Origin of the sequence: Epilithonimonas sp. JDS, assembly GCF_021261315.1 — a bacterium.
In the GTDB taxonomy this organism is placed as follows: domain Bacteria; phylum Bacteroidota; class Bacteroidia; order Flavobacteriales; family Weeksellaceae; genus Epilithonimonas.
In genome coordinates, this window is the sequence record NZ_JAJSAX010000002.1 from 705,419 (window position 1) to 727,820 (window position 22,402).

Annotated in this window: 18 protein-coding genes; 9 read left to right on the top strand and 9 right to left on the bottom strand. The window is 36.8% G+C overall.

Annotated elements, in window-relative coordinates:
* Positions 1-52: 52 nt before the first annotated feature.
* The 5 genes from LUD75_RS09900 to LUD75_RS09920 all read right to left on the bottom strand — a co-directional run bounded on the left by LUD75_RS09900 (position 53) and on the right by LUD75_RS09920 (position 4,985).
* Positions 53-1,168, bottom strand: a complete 1,116-nt coding sequence (locus LUD75_RS09900) for an HlyD family secretion protein (RefSeq protein ID WP_232705507.1) — start codon at positions 1,166-1,168, stop codon at positions 53-55.
* A gap of 21 nt (positions 1,169-1,189) precedes the next feature.
* A complete protein-coding gene (locus LUD75_RS09905; protein ID WP_232705508.1) occupies positions 1,190-2,488 on the bottom strand; it encodes a TolC family protein in 1,299 nt (432 codons plus the stop codon).
* 34 nt (positions 2,489-2,522) lie between these two features.
* Positions 2,523-3,155, bottom strand: a complete 633-nt coding sequence (locus LUD75_RS09910) for a TetR/AcrR family transcriptional regulator (protein ID WP_232705509.1) — start codon at positions 3,153-3,155, stop codon at positions 2,523-2,525.
* 156 nt (positions 3,156-3,311) lie between these two features.
* Positions 3,312-3,800, bottom strand: coding sequence for a hypothetical protein (locus LUD75_RS09915; protein ID WP_232705510.1), 489 nt, complete (start codon positions 3,798-3,800; stop codon positions 3,312-3,314).
* A 78-nt stretch (positions 3,801-3,878) separates the two neighbouring features.
* Positions 3,879-4,985: a DNA polymerase III subunit delta' gene (locus tag LUD75_RS09920; RefSeq protein ID WP_232705511.1), complete on the bottom strand. Its 1,107-nt coding sequence runs from the start codon at positions 4,983-4,985 to the stop codon at positions 3,879-3,881.
* Positions 4,986-5,320: 335 nt separating this feature from the next.
* Here LUD75_RS09920 and LUD75_RS09925 point away from each other — a divergent pair, with 335 nt between their 5' ends.
* From LUD75_RS09925 to LUD75_RS09935, 3 genes are all read left to right on the top strand, one after another.
* Positions 5,321-6,601, top strand: coding sequence for a hypothetical protein (locus LUD75_RS09925; protein WP_232705512.1), 1,281 nt, complete (start codon positions 5,321-5,323; stop codon positions 6,599-6,601).
* Between the two features lie 80 nt (positions 6,602-6,681).
* The gene (gene lptC / locus LUD75_RS09930) at positions 6,682-7,215 is read left to right on the top strand and encodes an LPS export ABC transporter periplasmic protein LptC (protein WP_232705513.1); all 534 of its coding nucleotides are present in this window, start codon (positions 6,682-6,684) and stop codon (positions 7,213-7,215) included.
* A 60-nt stretch (positions 7,216-7,275) separates the two neighbouring features.
* Entirely contained in the window at positions 7,276-8,328 is a 1,053-nt protein-coding gene (locus LUD75_RS09935; protein WP_232705644.1) for an anhydro-N-acetylmuramic acid kinase, read from the top strand.
* Here LUD75_RS09935 and LUD75_RS09940 read toward each other — a convergent pair.
* Positions 8,325-8,711 (bottom strand): SRPBCC family protein, encoded by a 387-nt coding sequence (locus LUD75_RS09940; protein WP_232705514.1) that lies wholly within the window; start codon positions 8,709-8,711, stop codon positions 8,325-8,327. The genes LUD75_RS09935 and LUD75_RS09940 overlap by 4 nt on opposite strands.
* Before the next feature lie 37 nt (positions 8,712-8,748).
* Between LUD75_RS09940 and LUD75_RS09945 the strand changes: the two genes are divergently transcribed.
* Positions 8,749-9,360 carry an NUDIX domain-containing protein gene (locus tag LUD75_RS09945; protein WP_232705515.1) on the top strand — a complete coding sequence of 204 codons (612 nt, stop codon included), beginning with the start codon at positions 8,749-8,751 and terminating at the stop codon, positions 9,358-9,360.
* Between the two features lie 21 nt (positions 9,361-9,381).
* On the opposite strand, the gene murF is transcribed toward LUD75_RS09945, so the two are convergent.
* Together murF and gldJ are read right to left on the bottom strand one after the other, a co-directional pair.
* A complete protein-coding gene (gene murF / locus LUD75_RS09950) occupies positions 9,382-10,653 on the bottom strand; it encodes a UDP-N-acetylmuramoyl-tripeptide--D-alanyl-D-alanine ligase (protein ID WP_232705516.1) in 1,272 nt (423 codons plus the stop codon).
* Positions 10,654-10,740: 87 nt separating this feature from the next.
* Positions 10,741-12,348, bottom strand: coding sequence for a gliding motility lipoprotein GldJ (gldJ, locus tag LUD75_RS09955; RefSeq protein WP_232705517.1), 1,608 nt, complete (start codon positions 12,346-12,348; stop codon positions 10,741-10,743).
* 160 nt (positions 12,349-12,508) lie between these two features.
* Here gldJ and porU point away from each other — a divergent pair, with 160 nt between their 5' ends.
* The 3 genes from porU (at position 12,509) to LUD75_RS09970 (ending at position 19,995) form a co-directional block, all read left to right on the top strand.
* Positions 12,509-16,441 (top strand): type IX secretion system sortase PorU, encoded by a 3,933-nt coding sequence (gene porU, locus LUD75_RS09960; protein WP_232705518.1) that lies wholly within the window; start codon positions 12,509-12,511, stop codon positions 16,439-16,441.
* A 44-nt stretch (positions 16,442-16,485) separates the two neighbouring features.
* Positions 16,486-17,616, top strand: coding sequence for a type IX secretion system outer membrane channel protein PorV (gene porV / locus LUD75_RS09965; protein ID WP_232705519.1), 1,131 nt, complete (start codon positions 16,486-16,488; stop codon positions 17,614-17,616).
* A gap of 123 nt (positions 17,617-17,739) precedes the next feature.
* The gene (locus LUD75_RS09970) at positions 17,740-19,995 is read left to right on the top strand and encodes an FUSC family membrane protein (protein ID WP_232705520.1); all 2,256 of its coding nucleotides are present in this window, start codon (positions 17,740-17,742) and stop codon (positions 19,993-19,995) included.
* Here the strand turns inward: LUD75_RS09970 and LUD75_RS09975 are convergent.
* Positions 19,971-20,582: a 4'-phosphopantetheinyl transferase superfamily protein gene (locus LUD75_RS09975; protein ID WP_232705521.1), complete on the bottom strand. Its 612-nt coding sequence runs from the start codon at positions 20,580-20,582 to the stop codon at positions 19,971-19,973. The genes LUD75_RS09970 and LUD75_RS09975 overlap by 25 nt on opposite strands.
* A gap of 143 nt (positions 20,583-20,725) precedes the next feature.
* On the opposite strand from LUD75_RS09975, the gene LUD75_RS09980 reads away from it, so the two are divergent.
* Together LUD75_RS09980 and LUD75_RS09985 are read left to right on the top strand one after the other, a co-directional pair.
* A complete protein-coding gene (locus LUD75_RS09980) occupies positions 20,726-21,109 on the top strand; it encodes a hypothetical protein (protein WP_232705522.1) in 384 nt (127 codons plus the stop codon).
* 162 nt (positions 21,110-21,271) lie between these two features.
* Positions 21,272-22,357: an efflux RND transporter periplasmic adaptor subunit gene (locus LUD75_RS09985; protein WP_232705523.1), complete on the top strand. Its 1,086-nt coding sequence runs from the start codon at positions 21,272-21,274 to the stop codon at positions 22,355-22,357.
* The last annotated feature ends 45 nt before the right edge of the window (positions 22,358-22,402 follow it).

Sequence of the window (22,402 nt, forward strand, 5' to 3'; positions counted from 1 at the left end):
GGAATTGAGAGATTATCGAATTTCTTAATATCAAAATCTCTTAATTTTTTAATTATTTAAGGGAAACCGTCGTTTGAACGTTCATTCCAACGCGTAGTTTCTTCATAATATCTTCATTAAGATTGTCAAACGTGATCTTCACCGGAAGTCTCTGAACTACTTTCACGAAGTTTCCACTGGCGTTGTCCGGAGGAAGCAATGCGAATGCAGAACCAGTTGCCGGAGAGAAAGAGCTGATTGTTCCCTGGAATTTCTGGTCAGGATAAGCATCGATCTCAATCTCTACTTTTTGTCCTTCCACCATTTTTTCAACCTGTGTTTCTTTGAAGTTGGCAACCACCCATTTCTGATTGCTCAATACCACGCTGAACAATTGAGAACCAGCCTGGATAAACTGTCCTGCCTGAACAGGAATCTTAGAAACGTAACCACTTTCTTTCGCTGTGATCACTGTGTAGGAAAGGTTCAATTTAGCCGTTTCCACTTCCACTTGTCTTTGTTTCAAAGTAGAATTGGCGATACCGATATTCTGATAAGTCGCATTCGACTGAGAAGTCACCACGCCAGTCTGAACATTGGCCTGATTTTTCTGATCTACCAAAACTTGAAGCTGTTTCTGAGCGGTCTGATACGCTGCAGAAGCCTGCTCGTATTGTTGTTGCGTGATCGTGTGATCCTTTACCAATTCAGTATATCTTTTCATATCCTGCTCCGTTCTCCAAACATTCACTTTTGCAGCTTCGATCTGTGCATTGGCTGTTTGAACGGCTGCTCTGGAATTATTGATGCCTGAAGCTGCAGCTGTAGAACCTGCCTTTGCAGAAGCCACATTACTTTGGGCTGTTCCCAGAGCTGCTTCTGCCTGAGAAACTGCCATTGTCTGATCTCTGTTATCCAGGATGATTAATGTATCTCCTTTTTTCACGAATTGATTGTCTTTCACTTTAACCTCAGAGATGTAACCTGAAATCTTGGAAATCACTGGACTTACGTCTGCTGCAATCTGTGCATCATCGGTCTCCTCGTGGGCTTGTCCGTATTGGTATTGTCTGAAACCGAAGAAAGCTGCTGCCAAAACTGCAACTGTAAGAACGATGTAGAAAACCGGACTTTTTTTCTTTTTCACAGGAACTTCACCCTGCTCGAATTTTATATTGTCTTGAGCCATTTTATTGATAGTTTATTATAATTAGTTATTGATAGTTCCTGTAGTTTGTAATAATTTTTTGTGAGCCAAAGCTGCATCTGCTTTTGAAGTCACAACATTTACATTTGCTGTGATCTTCGCGGTGTCGGCATCCAAAAGGTTGGTGATGGTTTCCAATCCTGCATTATATTTGTTAAGTGTGATTCTGTAATTTTCTTCTGCCTGCTCCAACGCTCTTTGATAAACATCGATCTTCTTGTGGGCGTAAAGGTCATTCTGATAATCACGTCGCACTTCCAAGGTCACATTATCATTAAGCAAATCATTGTTCGCTGCCAATTCCTGCTCTCTAGCTTTGGACTGGATGTAGCTGGAATTCTTTTTCCAGATATTTGAAAGATTATATTGCAATCCAACTCCTACATTTACAGCATTGTAAATCGTCAAAAGTTTCGGTACATCCGCGGCTACATAACCACCTGTGAAAGCAATCGAAGGAAGATTTTCCGCTTTTGCAGATCTGCTTCCAAGCGCTGCTGCTTTTCTTTGATAGTCCAAAGCTTTCAGATCATTTCTGTTTTCTCTGGCCAAATTCAAGTAATAATCATCCGGTTTCGTAAGGTCATCCTCACCGATGTAATTGGAATCCACCTCAATTTCTGTGTTGTCAGGAAGTCCTAGTAGCAGATCCATATTGATGTTTGCGATACTGTAATTGTTCTCGGCTTCCATCAATTGCAATTCGATGTTCGAAGTTTGAAGTTGTGCTTTCAAACGGTCATTTCTTGCGATCACGCCGTTATTTTCCAACTTAATGAAAGACTGATCTCTCTTTTGAGATGAGGTCAAATTTTCCTTCAGAAGTTTTACCACTTCATTCGCTTTGAACAAATTGTTGTAGGCTTGAGAAATGTTGTAGGCAATGGCATTCTTATCATTTTCAGCATTCAGTTTTGAAGCTTCAACCAGATATTCTGCAGATTTGATTCCGTATTTGATCCTTCCGCCTGAGTAGATTGGGACTGAAACGTTGGCAGAACCATAAAGCACATTGCTCACTTTTGGTCCTCCGCCAGCCATTCCCTGGATCTTCAGGTCCACGTGTGGTTCTAGTGGTAAATACAAATAACTGCCAGACACCGTCAGTTCCGGTAATTGTTTGTTCTTCGCTGCCAAAAGGTTGGCTGTAGATTCTTCGATCTGAGCGCGGTCTATTTTTAGATTTTTGCTGTTCTCGATCCCTAATTTAACCGCTTCTTCCAGACTTATGGTTCGTTTTTCCTGACCAGAAAAGAAACCGAAAGTTCCGACAAGAATAATTGCTGTTAAAAATTGATTCATTGTTTGCATTATTGATATTATAATTGAGTGTAGTTTAATTTTCATGATAACCAACCAGACTTCTGACAACCGTTTTCACGTGCGCAGCGGCTTCCTGAAAATACTGGCTTTCATATTGTTTTTCGTCGAAATCTGTATTGTTTTTTTTCAGATATTCTTTGTAGATCTTGATTCCGTGCAAGGCATTGAAAATAGTTCCTGTAATGGTACATTGCATCAAATGGTAGGAAGGTCTTTTTGTGAAGATTCCACTTGCAAGTCCGCTTTCCACCACATTTTGATTGATCTCTATATAACTGATCTTGAAATCTTTTAGGAAATTCTGAATATTTTTGTTCTGGCTAATGATCTGCTGAGCGTGTACTAGTAAAAAGAAATCTTTCAGCTTTTGAACTCTTCCGACGTAACTGTCGATGAAACTGTCCAGTTTCTCAATTTCCGTTAATTCCTGATTTCCGTAAATTGTTTTTGTAAAGTTTAAGCCTTCTTCCATTCTCCATTTGAAGAGCTCTTCCATCAGGTTTTCCTTGGAACCGAAATAATAAGAGATCATAGAGACATTCACTTTTGCTTTCGATGCAATATCTCTTACAGAAGTCCCATTATAGCCGTTGGCAGCGAAGAGTTTCTCCGCAACCATCATTATATGTTCTTCTTTTGTTGGCATATCCTTAATTTTAACGCTGCAAAGTTAAAACAAAAAATCAATCAAACAAATGTTTGATTGATTAAATTTTTATGAACAGAAAATAGATGTTATAAATAATTGTCTAGTGTTTGATTTTAAAAAGGTTTAACTAATTATTATTAAGAAAAATTAAAATTAGAACTCTGAATTTTGTTTTAAAGCATAAACTTTATCTATTGCCAAAAAGGAAAACACAACGCCTATAAAAAGCACAAAAGACCGCAGCCAATTCATAGAACTCCATTCTGATGAAATTGTTTTAAGCGTTTTTGTATCGAGAATCGGCTGCGAAAGATACATCAGATCATTCCGAGGATGGAAATAAGTGAAAGCTAAAATATCTCCCGAAATCGAACACAGCAAAGCAATCCCAAGAAATAATCGCACAGACTTTCCTGTCTTCCAAAATAAAATCAAGGATAACAAGGTGAAAACTTGGGTCAGCGGAGAAAATATTTTGAAGAAATCGCCGGGATTTACAGTTTTGAAATATTCTCTTGCGGCTACGATGGAATTTGGAATATCACTTCTGGCAGCATCAGAAATGACCATCGAATTGAAAAGATTGGTGAACAGAACGCCGCTCGCTAATGCAACTGAAGTGAGGAGGATTGCTTTTCTCATGATCTGATTATTAATTTGATATAAATTTAATTAAAAAAAATCATAACAAACTCATAAACAGAAATTTATATTTAATTATCAGCTCGAAGCTTTATGAATATATCTCGTCAGCTTGATTCCCATATCCGTCAAAACGATTTTAGAATTAGCGTTTCTGGAAATGTGATAGGATGCATCTGTAATTTCTTCGACGATGGAAACAATGTTTGCGCCGTGAATGAATTTTGAAAACGCGGACCAGTTGAAATTGCCTTCAGAAAGTTTTTTATAAACCAGATTGTCATTGCCGTAATTCTGAAGCATTGCCAAACGGAAAATCTCAATGCAATAGTTTAGAAATTTGATCTGTTTCTCACGATTCCATTCCGATATTTGACGAGCCCATTTTACAATCTCACGCAAAACCTCAGGTTTCTTTTTCGCCTGAAATGCATTTCTCACCCACTGAATAAAAAAGGTTTCGAACTCCGAAGCGCCTGCATTGTTTTCGGAAAGGAATTTCGCAAGATTCCAGTCGCCTTGTGCCTGATAAGCGACTTCTTTTGCAGTTTGTTTATTTGGAAGATGATTGATGACATCTTCATCATTAATTCTTGGAACATTTACCAATTGACAACGTGACAAAATGGTCGGCAAAATATCGTTGGCAGTTGGCGCACAAAGAATGATGTAAGTATTTTTTGGTGGCTCTTCCAGGAATTTCAGGATCTTGTTGGCTGCAGAATCGTTCATTTTGTCTGCGCGCCAAACTATGAGGATTTTGCTTCCGCCTTCAAAACTTTTAAGGGTAAATCTTTGTCCGATATCTTCGGCTTCGTCTGCAGAGATGAAAAACTGTTTGTTTTCGGATTCGAGAAAACTGGTCCAGTCGTCAAAAGAGGAATAGGGATTTTCTAGAACCATTTCGCGCCATTGGTCAAAATACCTTTTGCTGAGCGATACATTCTTCTCCGAAAAAACGGGGAAACTGAAATGCAGATCGAGGTGATTCAGGTTTTCAATCTTGTGTGAAGATGCGGGATTTTCTTTTTCGAAAATAGCCTGAGCCATCGCCAATGCCATTGGCAAAACACCGTAACCTTCTTCTCCTAAAAAAAGTTGTGCGTGCCCGACTCTGGAGTTATCAATACTGTCTTGCAAAACATTTTTGAGAGCGTGCTGCCCAATGATCTGTTCCCATTTCATAAGCACAAATATAATATATTCGGCAGTAAGTAGGATGTGGGAAGCTGGAAGTTTTGTGATTTTTAATGTCTGTTAAATCAAGTTCAGGTCAGGGAATTTGGAAATTAAATTCAAATCAATCTAAAAATAAGCGTAATCAGTCGTAAAAAAACCGTCAATCATCGAAATTACTTAACAAACTTTAACCGAATTATATTTTTGCAATTCATTATTAATTAAGATATTTGCGGATTGAAATTTTAAAGGGCGAAATCGCAAAAATTCAAGTCATAAAACACTGATGGAGATTGAGCAAAAAATTATATGACCTTTAAAAAAACAATCAATATCTACATATGAAAAGAATTTTTGTTTTATCATCATTGGTTGCAGGATATTTCCTGAATGCGCAAAGTATTGGAAACTCGCCTTACGGAGCTTATGGGATTGGAGATGTGAAATATGATAATACAGTTGACATTAATGCAATGGGTGGCATCTCTACGGCTTACGTGTGGGATTTTAACAACAGTTTTAACTTCAAAAACCCCGCTGCCAATACCAATCTGGAATTGACGAGCATCAAGGTAGAAGGCACAAACGAGAATAACTATTACAAGTCTGACTTCAATAATATCAATTCCACAAAGCATTCTACCTATCTTTCCAACATAAGCATTGCATTCCCTATTTCCAGAAAAGTGAAATTTGGAATGGGTTTCCAGCCATACAGTTCAAAAAGTTACAATATCGCAACCAGAGAAACATTGACTGATTCAGATGCTACTACTGAAGTACACAGCTTCCACGGAGAAGGTTCTGTGAATACGATTCAGGCAGCACTATCCTATCAGATTACGCCGGCATTTGCATTAGGTTTGAGATCTAATTTCTACTTCGGAAAGCTTTATGATATTGAAGAGGTAGCTTTTACAGGAGCAGAATTGATTAGCGGTTATTCCAACAGTTACAGAGTGAAAGCTTTTAATTTTACTTTAGGAACCACTTACCAAAAGAAAATGGCCAACGATCATAAATTGACAGTAGGTGCAACTTATACTTTAGGAAACAGCGGAAATATGAAAAATATGTACACCAACAGTACATACTTCTATTTGCTAGGCGACACAAAAGCTTACGAAACTATTATAGATCAGCAGACAAATTACGACAAGAAATTTCTTCCGCAAGAAGGATCTTTGGGTATTGGCTACGGTAAAGAAACCAAATGGTTTTTAGGAACTCAGGTGGATTACAAAAAAGGAGAAAACTTTAATTTCCTTGGGACTACACTGGCTTATCAGGATTCTTACAGATATTCAATCGGTGGCTGGTACTTGCCAAACTTCAACAATTTCCGTTCATACTTCTCCAGAATCATCTACAGATATGGGGCGTACTATGAGAAAGGAAGCATACAGCTCAACGGAACCAACATCAACAAAATGGCGATCACAGCGGGTGTATCACTACCTTTCCAGAAAAGTACAATCAACCGTATGAGCAGCATCGATCTTGGACTGGAAGTTGGCAAACGAGGAACATTGGAAAACAATATGATCCGTCAAAATTTTGTTAACTTGAGAATAGGCGTTAACTTCGCAGATAAATGGTTCAACAAGAAACTTTACAATTAATGAACGAAATCAGATAATCTATGAAGGATTATTGTTTTAAAATATTAAATCTAAAAACATCACAACTTTTATGGTTGCTGATGTTTTTTATTATTCAGTCCTGCGAAGAAGATCTTACAAAGATCAACCAAAACAAGAAAACCAATTTTGCGTCAACAGTTATTCACAACGGAACCATTATCCAGAGAGATTCCGGCGTTGTGAAAGTAAGATTCAAAGCTCCCTTGATCGAGCAATACGAATTGATAGATTCGCCTTACATTGAAGCTAAAAAAGGAATTTACTTAGAATTTTTCGATAAAAAGAATCCGAAAGTTCCCGGTAAAATCTGGGCAAAGTATGCGAAAAACAATATCAAAAAGGACTTTTATTTCGCCAAAGGAAGAGTGAAAATCATTACTACAGAAGGCCAAACCTTTGTGACAGAAACGATCAACTGGGACAAACGGACAAAAAAAATGTACACCAAAGACACTGTTTTTGTTTCCGACAAAGATGGCAATATCCTGGTTGGCGCACACGGAATGGTGGCGAAGGACGACTTTTCGGAATATACATTTTTCAACAATTCCGGAAGTTTCAATTCTACCAATTTACCGGCGACCAGCAAGTAATTTTTTAGATTTTAGAAGTTAGAGATTAGAATTTAGATATTTAATAAGTACTTTTTTATGATGTCAACGTTTCACGCAATCGGTTTGATGTCCGGAACCAGCCTCGACGGTTTGGATATTTGCTATTCTAAATTCACGAAAAGCAATTCTAATTGGAGTTTCGAAATCCTGAAGTGCGAAACAATCGCTTACGATTTTGACTGGGAAAACAACTTAAAAAACGCCATCAATCTGTCAAGCGAAAAACTGCTGGAACTGAATTCCGAATACGGATTTTATCTTGGTGAAGAAACTCAGGAATTTATTTTAAAAAATAAAATTACCGAACTTGATTTGATCGCTTCACACGGTCACACGGTTTTTCATCAGCCAAGAAATAAATTCACGTTGCAGATTGGAGACGGACGTGCAATTAAAATTAAAACCAACAAAACCGTCATTTACGATTTCCGAAGTCAGGATGTTCTGCTTGGCGGAAACGGCGCTCCTTTGGTTCCGATCGGCGATGAGCTTCTATTTTCTGAGTTTGATGCTTGTCTGAATTTGGGTGGATTTTCCAATATTTCTCTCAAGCGGGAAGGAAAAAGAATTGCGTTTGACATTTGTCCCGTCAATATTATTTTGAACAATCTCGCTTTGAAGCTTGGAAAGAAATATGACGAAAATGGCGATCTGGCAAGATCCGGAATCATTGATTACGAACTTCTGAATGATCTTAATCAGTTAAAATTCTATGAAGAAAAAGCGCCAAAATCTTTGGGAATCGAATGGATCAATGCGCAGGTTTTATCATCAATTAAAAATCAAAAAACAGAAGATCTTCTGGCCACTTTTACTGAACATTCTGCGGTACAGATTGCGAAAATATTAGATGAATTTGAGATTAAAAATGTGTTGATAACCGGCGGTGGAACTTACAACAGGTATCTCATAGAAAAGATAAAAGCAAAGACCAAAACCGAGATCCAAATTCCTGCAAGAGAAATTATTGAATATAAAGAAGCTTTGATTTTTGCTTTTATGGGTGTTTTGAGATCCTTAAATCTCAACAATGTTTTGTCTTCAGCTACCGGAAGTTTGACGGATCATTCGTCCGGATTGATTGCGAATTAAAGCTGTTCGATCTTATCTGTCAAAGAATTGATGAAATTCTGAAGTGGTTTTTCAACCATCATTTTGATAAACGGATTAAATTTTCCTTCAAATAACAACTGAACTTCGGTTTGGTTTTCGTTCAAAGGATTCATTGCTCCTGTCAGAGCGAAGTCCAGACTAGAGCTTGCAGATTTCAGAACGACTTCTTTATCAGATACATTATCAATTTTCAAAGCGATTTCCGGCATTCCCTTCAATCCGAATTTGAAACCATCTTCCCTTGCTTCGAAACTTTGTAGTCCTTCCGGCATCAAATCCTTGTAATCTTCAGGATTTTTCAACATTCCTGCCAATTCTGATGCAGATTTATTTACTATAATTTTTCGTCCTTCTAAATTCATTTTTTATATTTTTGTATTAATATCAAAAGCCTTACAAATGTATAAAGTTTTTATCAATGAAAAAAAAATAGTTTTGAGCCAAGAGCCTCAGGACAGCCCGAAAACATTGAATTACGATGGAACGCATAGCTTTGAATTTGCCATCGATCTGCTTACGAATACGCCATCTCAAGGTTTGAATATTTATCATCACGATCTTGATCAACTTTGGTCGGATTTCAAAGGTTTTTTCAGAAATATAGAAGCTGCAGGCGGCATCGTTCTGAGTCCCGAAAATAAAATTCTTTTCATTCACCGCCTGGGAAAATGGGATCTTCCAAAAGGAAAAATTGAAGTCGGCGAGTCAAGAGAGTTGGCGGCGGTAAGAGAAGTGGAAGAAGAATGCGGCATTTTTGATCTGGAGCTGAAGGATTTCATCAATTCTACGTATCATATTTATACGGAAAGAGACGGAAAAAAAGTCTTGAAGACAACTTATTGGTTTGAAATGTTTTACAACGGAAATGGCACGCCAAAGCCACAAATTGAAGAAGGCATCAGCGAAGTGGGCTGGAAAAATGAAGCCGAAATTGAAACTGAAATATTACCATCCACATTTTACAATATCAAACTGATTCTCAACGACTTTAAAAGTAAAAATCCTCAATAATAATTGAGGATTTGTTGTTATTTATAAAAAGTCAATGATTTTTTCTAAGGCGATTCCTCTTGAAGCTTTGAGCAGGATATTTTGTTCTTTAATCGGCATCAGCTGCAGTCTTTCAATTAATTCCGAAGTATTCAGAAACGCATTGACCGATGGATAAACGGATTTGAAATGCGGACCGACCGTTATGATTTCGTCGAAATTACAAGACGCTGCAAAATCGATAATGGTCTGATGTTCTTTCAGACTTTCCTCACCCAACTCCAGCATATCGCCGATGATGATGGTTTTGGAGCCTTCAAATGATTTAAAATTCTCGAGAGAAACCAACATACTGCTCGGATTTGCGTTGTAGGTGTCTAAAACTAAAGTTTTATTTCCCTTTTTTTGGATCTGAGAACGCATATTGGATGGAAAATAATTTTCGATTGCTGTTTTGATGTCGTCAATATTCAGATTAAAATGCAATCCCAAAGCGACTGCTGCGGAAATATTATCGTAATTGTATTTGCCTGTCAGATTGGAAAAAATCTCTGTATTATTATATTTAACGCCTACAAAATGATCTTTGTAAATTGGTTCAAATTGGTAATCAGAATCAATTGTTCCGAAAGTTATTTTTGGAGAATAATTCTCAGTTTTCTCTTTTTGAATTGCATCATTATCATTAACCAAAATCGTTTGACTATTTTTAATCAAATAATTATACAATTCAGATTTTCCTTTTATCACGCCTTCATAGCCGCCGAAACCTTCGAGATGTGCTTTGCCAAAATTGGTGATGTAACCGATGTTTGGTCTGGCAATTTCGCATAACATTTCGATTTCTTTCTGATGATTGGCACCCATTTCTATGACCGCAATTTCGTGTTCTTTTGTGATAGAAAGCAATGTTAAGGGAACGCCAATATGATTGTTAAGATTCCCAAAAGTGAATTGTGTTCTGAATTTGCTTGCCAAAACAGCGCTGATTAATTCCTTGGTTGTGGTTTTACCGTTGCTTCCAGTGAGACCAATGATTGGAATACTAAGCTGATCTCGGTGCAATATGGATAAATGCTGCAGGAATACTAAAGTTGAGGGAACATAAAAAATATTATTTTCAGGATCAAAATAATTCTCATCTTCGACAATCACTGCCAAAGCACCCTTGTCAATCGCTTCTTTAGCTTTTTCCGCAGCGTTGTAATTATCTCCTGAAAAAGCAAAGAAAATACTTCCCTGCTTTATTTTTCGGCTATCAATTACTACGTTTTTGCTTTGCAGATAGATTGGATAAAATTCACTGATATTCATAAATCAAAAATAAACAAATGGGATGATTTTAGACAAAAAAAACAGCAGAAAATTCTGCTGTTTTGTATAATAATGTACTTAGATTAATTATCTTTTTGTACGTTTTGTTTTGCTGTTTTTAGCATCTTGCGCTACACGGAAACCTACCCAACCAAAACCTTTTGTCTGATCTTTGAATCTTCTTTGTCCCGGATCCAACCAATAAGCTGAATCTAACCAAGATCCTCCTTTCACTACTCTGCTCAAATCAGAAACCTGAGTCGTTACTTTTGCTTTTTCTTTCTGTATAACTATACTTCCGTTTTTATTAACAATAAATTTCGGTTTTGCAGAATTGTACATATTAAATGCAGCACTGTCGCTTGGTGCAGTTCCTCCTGCATCCAATGATGACTGGTAATCTCCATCTCTGTAGTTACTGTTATCATCAATTACTTTTCTTTCATACTCTCCAGGAAGACCTTTGTAAACCAAACGGCCATCTGCAAGTGTATCATATTTTACATCTTCATTGGTAATTTTTTTGTAAGTCCCGTCTTCATTTTTAACAGTTTGCTTTACAACATTACCTCTGAAATAGTTGAAATCACTGAATTCCTCATCGATCATCGGTCTGTAGATGTCTGCCACCCACTCTGCAACGTTACCGTACATTCCGTAAATTCCAAGATCGTTGGAAGGGTATTGTTTCACATCTGCAGTTGTAGGAGAACCATCATTTTTCCAACCTGCAACTCCGGAGTAATCTCCTCTTCCCATCTTGAAATTCTCAAGATACATGCCTCTGTTTCTACCTTTTTTGCCTTTTAAGTCGTCAATTTTTGTGTTCTTACCCAAATAGTTGTTGTAATCTCTTTCTTTTTGAAGACCAAGAGCAGCAAATTCCCACTCAACTTCTGTTGGAAGTCTGAATTTTTCTACAACGCCAGAAGTAGAACCTCTGTTTGCCGCAGCAATTCTTTCGTTTGCAGTTTTGATACCGCTTCTTTTCTGAAGTTTATCTTTATCAATGTAAGCGTCCATTTCCGGATCATTGGATTTGAACTTATCCATATTGAAAGTAGCTCCGGCAGTAGCACCTTTATCACCAGAATAAAGATCTTTCGCGATAACGCCCTGTTTCATTAGAACTCTTTCGTTGGCTCTTTCTGTAAGCCAGTCACAGTATTTTGTAGCCTGCAGCCAAGAAACACCAACTACAGGATAGTAATCATATTCTGGAGATCTGAAATATGTTTCAGCATAATCATTACGGGAAAGCTTGTTATTCCAAACCAAAGTATCTGGCAATGCACCGCTGTAAATATGTTTGAAACTAGGATCTGAAGAAGGGAAAACAAATTTGAGCCAAGTAGTATAAGCTCTATATTCAGAATTGGTTGTTTCTGTATCACCGATAAAGAAAGAGCTCACCTGCATTCTTCTTGGGGTATTGTTCCAGTCATGCATCACGTTATCCTCCACCAATCCCATGGTAAAAGTACCGCCTTCTACATAAACCATCCCTACGGATCCTTTTTGTTTTTGTTGCTTACCAGAAAAGAACCACCCGTCTTTTTCGTTGGGTTTCCAACCGGTTTTACTTACAAAACCTTTTGTCCCGCCACCTTTCTTCGAGTTTCCTCCTCCTCCACAACTTACCAAAAACATTGTTGCGCTTAAAGTAATTATCGAAAACAGCCTGATTTTTTTCATAATAGATATAGAAATTTTCAAAGTACAAAGAAAATAGAAATTCTTTAATTAATCAAATAATGTTTGTCTTTTTTTGATAAAACGCAGATAATTTAATTTTATTATATACCATTTTTTTAAAAAAATCGTTTATTTTGTATTATTAAATAAAATAACATTGATGAAATTCAAATTTTATATTTTCGTTCTCTTCATAATTTCTGCATTTTGTTACGCTCAAAAGATCACTCTCAATTGGGATGGTTATAAAGAAATGGATTATGGAACAGAGAAATTTACTTATCCTTTTTTTACCAATCAAAGCTACAGAGTAGAATCCGGGTCAATTTTTGTGAATACAAGTATTAAGACCAGCAACCAAGTCAAGATTGATCAGCTTGTTTGGGAAATACTATCTGCAAAAGATATCAAAGATCTTAATATCAACAGCATTTCCACAAATCCTAAAACGAGCGTAAATTACTATTTCAATGAATCGGAAAATGCTGAAAGTGCTGGCGTAAGTGTTGAAGCATTAAAAGTTGAAAACAACAAAATTTACAAACTGATTTCTTTCAATGTAGAACAGACATCTAAAAATGTTTCTGAACTGAGAAAACCCGCCACTAAAGTTGGAACAACTGAAAACCCGCTGAAATCCGGAAATTTCTATAAAATTAAGGTTGACAAGTCGGGAATTTTTAAAATCACAAAACAATTCTTACAGCAAAACGGAATTAATGTAAATAATATTAATCCTAAAAATTTCAGAATCTATGGTAATGGTGGATTGATGCTTCCTGAATTTAATACAGACAGTCGTTTTGCTGCTTTGCAAGAGGACGCCATACAGGTCATTGGTGAAGAAGATGGAGTCTGGAATGATAGTGATTACGCATTATTCTACGCGCAAGGTCCAAATGGGTACAATCTATTCAGCAGAACAAATGGAAGTGGCAATAAGAGAACAGAGTTCCGTGATGACAAATCCAATAATTTCGTAAATATATATGAAGATTTTTCTTACTATTTTATAAATTTCGATATTGGTCCAGGTAAAAGAGTTGAAACAGTCAATACCTCACTTCCTGCAGATTTGATTACCAGATATGATGATTATCAATTCGTTAATGAAGAAAAATTTAATCTAATGAAACTGGGTAGAATATGGACTGGTGATGTAATCCCTGGAACTAAGGAATTAACATTTACTACCAGAAGTCCTATTCGTGCAGATGATGTCATTAGATTTAAAACACAGGTAATTGCCTACAATGCACAATCTGCTAAAGTTAGTTTTGACGTAAATGGTCTAAAAGAGGAAAGAGCACCTGCAGGAACAGACAGTTATGACACAATGCGATTTGAAGGTACACTTTTCGGACAGAGTGGAAATAACGTCAAGTTTAATTATACATCAAATACCAGTGCCAATCCAAATGCTTCTTTTTATTTCGACTACGCAGAGGTTCAGTACAAGGAAGATCTCAATTTTAATAATTCTCAGATGAATTTCAGAGATTATGAAATCTATGAGCAATCCGGTGATTTATACGGATTTTCTATTGCCAATGCATCGGGAATAGATCAGGTTTGGGATGTGTCAGATGTTACCAATGTAAAAAAAGTTACAAACAAGAATTCTCAAAACAGCGTTTTCAATTTTGGATATTTAGCCAACAGCAATATATTCAATAATGAATTTGCAGCTTTTAAAAACTCTGCAGCATACGAACCGGGATTCGTGGGAAAAATTGACAATCAGGATTACTCATCACTTCAAAATGTAGAATATCTGATCATTACGCAGCCGAGCTACTTTAGCCAGGCACAAAGACTTGCTACATACCATCAATCTAAATATAAGGTTGAGATTGTGGATGTTAATAAAATCTACAATGAATTCAGCAGTGGAAGCAAAGATATTACGGCGATCCGTGATTTTATTACGAAACTTACAACATTAAAATATGTTTTACTCCTGGGTGATACTTCTTATGATTTTAAAAATCGTATTGCTAATAATACAGATGTAATCCCAAGTTATCAAAGTGAAAATAGCAAGGACGTAAAAAGTTCCTATGTTACTGATGATTATTTTGTGATGACAAAACCCCAGACAGTGACAGATTTAAGCCAAGTCCCGGATCTGCCAATTGGGAGAATACCGGCAGATAATTTACAGGAAGCTAAAATAATGATTGATAAAATATTAGCTTACAACAATGCACTACCGGGACAATCAAATCCATTTGGAGAGTGGAGAATGAAACTCGATTTTGTTGCCGATGACGATTATGAAGGAAATGACATTCCTACCGGTATAAAAGGGCCATTCCACTATCTGGTAGATTACGCAATTACACAAAATTTTTCCACTACCAATAGACCCGAATATAACATCCGAAAATTATATCTCGACGCATTTCCGGCTATAACAAGTGCAGGCGGACAGAGATATCCACAAGTCAATCAAGCCATTTCAAATGATGTTGGTAACAGCCTTTATCTTTTTTATTTTGGACATGGCGGTATCAATGGATGGGCTCAGGAAAGAGTCTTGACTTCAACAGAAGTTCAGGGGTTCAATAACTTCACTTCTGTTTATAGCAGATTTCCTTTTGTGTCGACTATCACTTGTGAATTCACGCTTTGGGACGATCCCGGCACTTACTCTACAGGTGAACAGCTAATTAAAGTTGGTGCCGGTGGTGCAGCTACAATGATCACATCTAGCCGCGCTATATCAGTTGTCTATGGACGACAGTTTACACCAATTTTTACAAATAATATGTTTGCTCTAGAATCTGACGATTTCCATTCAATTGGTGATGCACATCTCAATGCAAGAAAAAAACATTATGAAACATATCAAGCTTCTTCAGATCCTTTAAGAGTAAATTTCCTTGGTGATCCCGCAATGAAAATGAGCAGACCAAAAAGACTTTTGCAAATTGATAATATAGAGACACCTACACCTGGAAAAATACGGGCCTTAGATTTTGTGAAGATTAAGGGACATGTAAAAAAAGCAGATGGAAGTACAGATACAAACTTCAACGGCCGTGTTGCTATCAACATTTTTGATAAAAAAATTAAAAAGACAACACTGAATAATGACAATGTTCCAGAGATGAATCCTAAGATGACTTACGATGAGGAACCAAGCGCAATTGTAAAAGCATCAGGAAAAGTTGAAAGTGGAATTTACACCGTTGAATTTTATGTTCCAAAAGACATAAATTACGACATACCAGTTGTCAATGGAGAGCCTGTAAAAGGAAGAATTCTTGCCTATGCAGAAAACTTCCTAGATGCAAAATCAAATGCTTATGATGTTTTCACAAATCAGCCACAGGTTGTTGGAGATATTAATCCTGATGGAATCAATGATTCGGAACCACCGGCAGCAAATCTGTTTATGAACAATACTAATTTTGCAAATGGTGGAATTACAGATCAGAATCCTATGCTTTTGGCTTGTTTAAAAGATAATTTTGGAATCAATTCTACAGGAGCGGGAATTGGCCACGATCTCACATTTGTTTTGGATGGTGATGTTGTGAATACGACTTCTGTCAACGATTACTTCACATCGGGAGATGGTAATGGATGTAATACGACAGGCCTTGCTGACTATCAAAAAGGTTCTGTAACTTTCCCTCTAAGAAATCTAACGCCTGGAGAACATCAATTGGTGTTTAAAGTTTGGGACATCAACAATAATTCAACTTCATCCACGTTAAACTTTGTAGTAAAAGACGAATCCGAAAAAAAATTAGTGGTCAACAGACTTCTCAACTGGCCGAATCCTTTTACAAACAAAACTTATGTACAGTTTGAGCATAATTGTGATGATATCCTGGATGTGAATGTTCAAATCTACACTATTACCGGAAAAATAGTAAGAACACTGTCAACCAGTATTACGGCAGAACCATTCCTGCAAGGCTTTAGAACACCAAGACAAGCCATAGAATGGGACGGAAAAGATGATTTTGGTGATACCGTTGCAAAGGGTACATATATTTTTAAGATATTTGCACGCAGCCAGAATCAGGAAAAATGTTCCGGAAGTGCAACAGCTGTTGAAAAAATGGTTTTATTAAAATAACAAACACATTATATATCGGTAAACTTTACCTTAAAAGAACAAAAATGAATTTAACAAAAAGATTATTTTTAGGATTAGGAATTAGCGCAAGTGCTTTTGCTTTTTCTCAAAACATTCAGCCGGTACTTACCGGAGCTCCATTCCTGAGAATCTCTCCAGATGCAAGAGCAGGTGGTATGGGAGATCAGGGTGTTGTAACCTCTACAGATGTTTTTTCTCAATTCTGGAACGCAGCAAAATATCCGTTTGCAAAAGTTTCTTCCGGATTTGGCGTCAATTATACACCTTACATGAGTAAGCTTACAAGTGATGTCTTCTTGCTTTACGGTTCTTACTACACATTCTTGGGTGATGATGAGCGTTCTACTTTGAGTGCCAGTATCTACTACTTCAATATGGGTGATGTAGATTTGACAGATTTTGTAGGTAATGAAGTAATCCAAGGTGGTACTGCAAAACCAAACGAATTCTCAATTGACGTTGCTTACGGTTTGAAACTAACTGACAACTACTCAATGGCCGTAACTGGTAGATTCATCAGATCAGATATCGGCGGCGGATTCAACTCAAACAGTACTTTGAAACCTGCGAACACTTTTGCAGTAGATGTTTCCGGATACTATATGTCTCCAAAACACGAGAGTATCAGTGGTTACGAAGGTAGAGTAAAAGCCGGTTGGGCTGTTCAAAACTTAGGACCAAGACTGGATTATACTGGCGATGAAGAGTCAAGATCTTATCTTCCGACAATGGCAAGATTAGGTTTGGGTTATGACTTACTAATTGATGACCAAAACCGTTTCAGCTTAAGTGGTGAGGCTTCCAAAATCTTAGTTCCGGGACCAGACGAAACTACAGGTGATGTACCAAATGTAGGTGTGATCGAAGGGATCGGAAAATCTTTCGGAAACAAGAAAAGTATTATGTTCAGCGGTGCGGCAGAATATTCTTATGACGAGACTTTTGCGCTTAGAGCAGGTTACTTTACAGAAGCACCTGAGCAAGGTGCGAGACAATACGCAACTGTGGGTGTCGGGTTCAAATATGCCTCTTTTGGATTGGATCTTTCTTACCTGATCAACACATCAAAAATCAACTCGGCTTTGGATAATACACTCAGATTTGGTTTAACATGGAACATCGGTAGCGAAACTTACAATGCACAGGATTATTAATTAAATTGATTTCAATATCATTTAAATAAATTTTGCCAAGGCTTCACGCTTTGGCATTTTTTTTAGCATTAACATAAATTCATACATATCTATTTTAATTTAGACTTTCCGTAAATTTGCAAAATGAACTATAGTTCCGAACTCAAAAAATTCTTAACCAGCCAATACATCTATTCCGGAGCTCGAATCGCTTTGGCAATAGTGATTCCAAGCATCATCTTGGCGCAGTTTGGGTTGCTGAAAGAATATTTTCTGTTTCCGCTCGGGACAAGTTTTGTAGGATTGACGGATCAGCAAGGACCATTCATTAGAAGAAGGAATACATTAATCTTATCCATCTTCTCATTCTTTATCATTGCACTTTTTGCAAGTCTGGTCAAGGATTTTCCGATTGCAGTCTATCTGGAAATCATCATCTTCGGATTCTTTTTTTCGATGATTGGCGTTTACGGATTGCGGTTGGCAACTTTCGGATCTATTGCACTTGTTGTGCTCAGTATCTTTATTGATGGGCATTTGACGGGTGAAGATATTCTCAAAAGTTCTTTTATCTTCTTTCTTGGCTGTCTTTGGTTTTTCATCATATTTATGATTGTTTCCAAGCTTCAGCCGTATAAATTGGCGAGCCAGGTGGTTGGTGAAAATTATCTTGAATTGGCCGATTATTTGAGAATTAAAGCCAAATATTATACAAAAAACCCTGACTTCGAAGCATTGCTGAATCAGTTAATTACTCAGCAGATCAAGATTAAAAATCACCAGGAAGACACCAGAGAAATTGTTTTTAAAACCAGACAGATCGTCAACGAATCTACGACGCAAAGCCGGATTTTGATGCTGATGTTTCTTAATTCTTTTGATCTTTTTGATAAACTATTGACTTCTGAAAATGATTATAAAAGGATGAATCAGGTTTTTGGAGACACCACTTTGCTTCAGAAGATCCACGATTACCTTTTGGCACTGGCAGACGAAATCACTAATCTGGGAATCTCACTGCAAAGTGGTTTGGCATTTCGGCAGGTCACTAATTTTGATAATGAATTAAAGAAAATCTACGACGATTTCTTTGACCACAGATCACAGAGATTCTCCTCAGAAACTTTGGAAGATTTTATGATGATGCGTCAGGTTCTGATGAGAATTACCGAAATTACGGATGAAGTAAAAACGATCCTGACCGTTCATTCTCAGGATAAAAAACTGGCCAAAAGTTTATCTTCCGGACTGGATTATTCCAAGTTTTTACCGAAGGAAGAAAAAATGAATCTGAAAGTTTTATTTTCAAACTTCTCGCTTAATTCCGGACATTTCCGCCACGCCATTCGGGTTACAATTGCATTACTGATCGGTTATATCGTTTCAAGATTTGAAATCTTAGGAATCGGGCATTCGTACTGGATTCTCATTACCATCATTGCCATCTTAAAACCAGCCTACTCTACCACGAAACACCGGAATCTTCTGCGATTATTCGGCACGATCGCCGGCGGTGTGATTGCCTACATTATTTTGTATTTTGTTAAAGATCCGGCTGCAATTTTAGTCATTCTTTTATTAAGTATGATCTTATGTTTCAGTTTATTAAAATCAAAATATTTCTGGGCAGTTCTGTTTATGACGATCTATATTTTCCTCTCTTTCAACTTTTTAAGACCTGGAAATGTGAATGTTATTTTTAAAGACAGAATTCTCGACACTTTGATTGGTGGCGCCGTCACTTTTTTAGTGGCTTACTTTATTTTACCGGTCTGGGAACACACACAGAACTTAGATTTAATGAAAAAATCTTCCAAAAGCAATCTGGATTATTTCCGATTGATTATGGATCATTTTATGAAAAAAGAGCTTCAGGATCAGGATTTCAGAATCAGCAGAAAAAATGCAATCATCGATTTGGCCAACCTTTCCGACAATTTCCAGAGAATGATTTCTGACCCGAAAAATCAACAGAGAAAACTGGAAACGGTTCATCAATTCGTCACTACAACGCATTTGATTACCGCTTACACAGCATCACTATCGCAATATGCAAAATCCGGTCACGAATTTCCTGAAATCGATTTTCAAAACTGGAAAATTAAAATCTCCGCAGAATTATTGCGCACTTCTTCCCTACTTTTTCAAAAAGATTTGGATGAGCAAAATAAATTTGACAGCAGAATAAAGCCCGAAGATCACGTTTCTGATTTATTAGAAAAACGAAAAGCAGATCTTGAAAATCAGGCAATTTCTGACGAGAGAACTTTCACAGTCAGCCATTTGACAGAGATCAAAAACATCAGAGAACTTTTGGAATTGATTTATGATGTGGCGAAAGACCAAAGAAAAATCATTGAAGAATACTTAATCTATCAATCTACGACGGCGAAACAGTAATTATCAAAAAAATTGATTTTCGCTTTGAAGAAATCTTCGTTCTCATCGTCATAAACTCTGCATTTTACAGATAATTCTTCCTTTAAGTCAAAAGGCAAAACATCGTAATGTTTCTTTAATGACCAATGTTTGCTGTGATGGATTTTGTAAAGCGCTTCTTTCACGCACCAGATTGCTGTCAGGAAATCCACTTCCTCTTCATCAATAATGAAATTATTCTCGTGAAGAATGAATTTGTGACGGATATTTTTGATTTTATCCTTTCTTTTTTCAATATCAATTCCGATTTTATTTTTGGAAATTGCCAAGCCTGCCAGCGGAAAGGAATGGCTTACGGAAATCTGCAGATCATTGGGAAACAGATAAGGTTCGCCGTCTTCTTTATAAAGGATTTTATGATTTGGTAGAACCGATTTCAGCATTTTTCTTACCATCAGAACTTCAGCAATTTTATTAGGATGATACCCCAAAATCTTGTTCTGATTCTCAGGTTCCAGCAAAATATCCGGATTTAACACTTCATTCTTGTCATATTCCCAAATCAGAATTGTGGCAACATCGTCTGAAAGATCTTTGTAGAGAGGCATTGGATATTTCTAATTAATTGAATAATGACAAAGGTAATGATTTCACAAAATACAAAAATTATAAACCCGCAACTTAAAAATTCCTTAAATTTTCATTTTTAAGATGTTGTTAACATTTAAGCGAGTAAATTTGCAGTATCAAAATGAAAAAAGGAATTATATATTTGTTGATGTGCATTTTTCTGCTGTTTACGGCAGAGAACAAGCAGTCACTTGATTTTCAGCCAGATTTTGGAAATCAGAATATTTCTTCCCAGCTTTTTTCTTTTGCGAAAAAACACCACATCGATAAGTCTTTGGAAAAGGCTTCTTTTCAGCAGGCAAATGATTCTCTGGATTCTCCGGAAGAAGTCAATCTCGATCTAAGTTTTTCAAATTCTCTGAATGCCATTGCAGTTTTAGCTGTTTTCGGCCTGGGATATCTTTTAAACGTTTATTTCAAACGAAATAAGCAAAGCTTTCACGAGCCTGCAACGATTATCTATTCGATAAAAAGGTTCATTCTGCTGCGTTCTATCCGTATTTAAATTTCGCTTTTTCAAAAACAAAATTACCCTTATTCCAAAGCGGTAACATGCCTTGTTGTTTTTGAAATTTCCTGCATTCCATATTTCACTGAAATTGATGGTCTTTTTGATCATTAATTCAATCCCCGATTAAAAAAATAAAATTTATTTAAAATGAAAATTATGTACAAAAGAGTCACATTTTCTGTTGCTCTCAGCGCATTGCTGATGATCTTTAGCTGCAAAGACAAAAAAGAAGAGAAAGAAGAAAAAGTAATTTATCCTACAACGACTGCTGTAAAAATGGATACTGTGATCACAAAAGATTACGTCGCGCAGATTCAATCCCTGAAAAATATAGAGATCCGAGCTCAAGAAAAAGGTTTCCTTGAGAAAATATATGTAGACGAAGGTCAATTTGTACAGGCTGGTCAAACGCTTTTCAGAATTATGCCTCAAGTTTATCAGGCAGAACTTTTGAAAGCTCAGGCAGAAGTAGAACAGGCAAAAATCGAATTGCAGAACTCCAGTACTTTAGCAAGCAACAACATCGTTTCGAAAAATGAAAGAGCGATGTCCAAAGCAAAACTGGACGCGGCAAATGCCGAAATGAGACTTGCTCAAATCCACCTCAACTTTACCAATGTGAAGGCGCCTTTTTCGGGTTTCATCAATAGAATTCCGTTGAAATTGGGGAGTTTGATTGATGAAGGTGATCTATTGACAAGCCTTTCAGACAACACCGGAGTTTACGCTTATTTCAATGTTTCGGAGCCGGAATATATTAATTACCAAACGCATTCCGCAGAAAGAGGAACCAATCAGGTTTCTCTGGTAATGGCAAATGGAGAACCGCTTCCAGACAAAGGAACAATTGCAAATATCGAAGGCGAATTTGATAACGAAACAGGAAATATCGCTTTCCGAGCCAAATTTCCTAACAAAAATCAATTATTGAGAAACGGCGAAACCGGAAAAGTTCAAATGACAGTTCCATTGAAAAATGCACTCCTCATTCCTCAAAAAGCAACTTACGAAATTCAGGATCAGATCTATGTTTTCGTAGTTGACAAAAATGGAAAAGTGAGTTCAAAAAACATCAAAGTTGCTTACAATCTTCCGGATCTTTATGTGGTTTCTGAAGGATTGAATGAAAATGACAAATTCCTGCTGGAAGGCGTACAAAAAGTGAAAGACGACCAGAAAGTGGAAACCAAATTCCAGGATCCGAAGAAAGTCTTACAATCATTAAAATTAAAAGCAGACTAAATGCATCAATGATAATTTGATGAATGATAAACGATTTCGACTGAA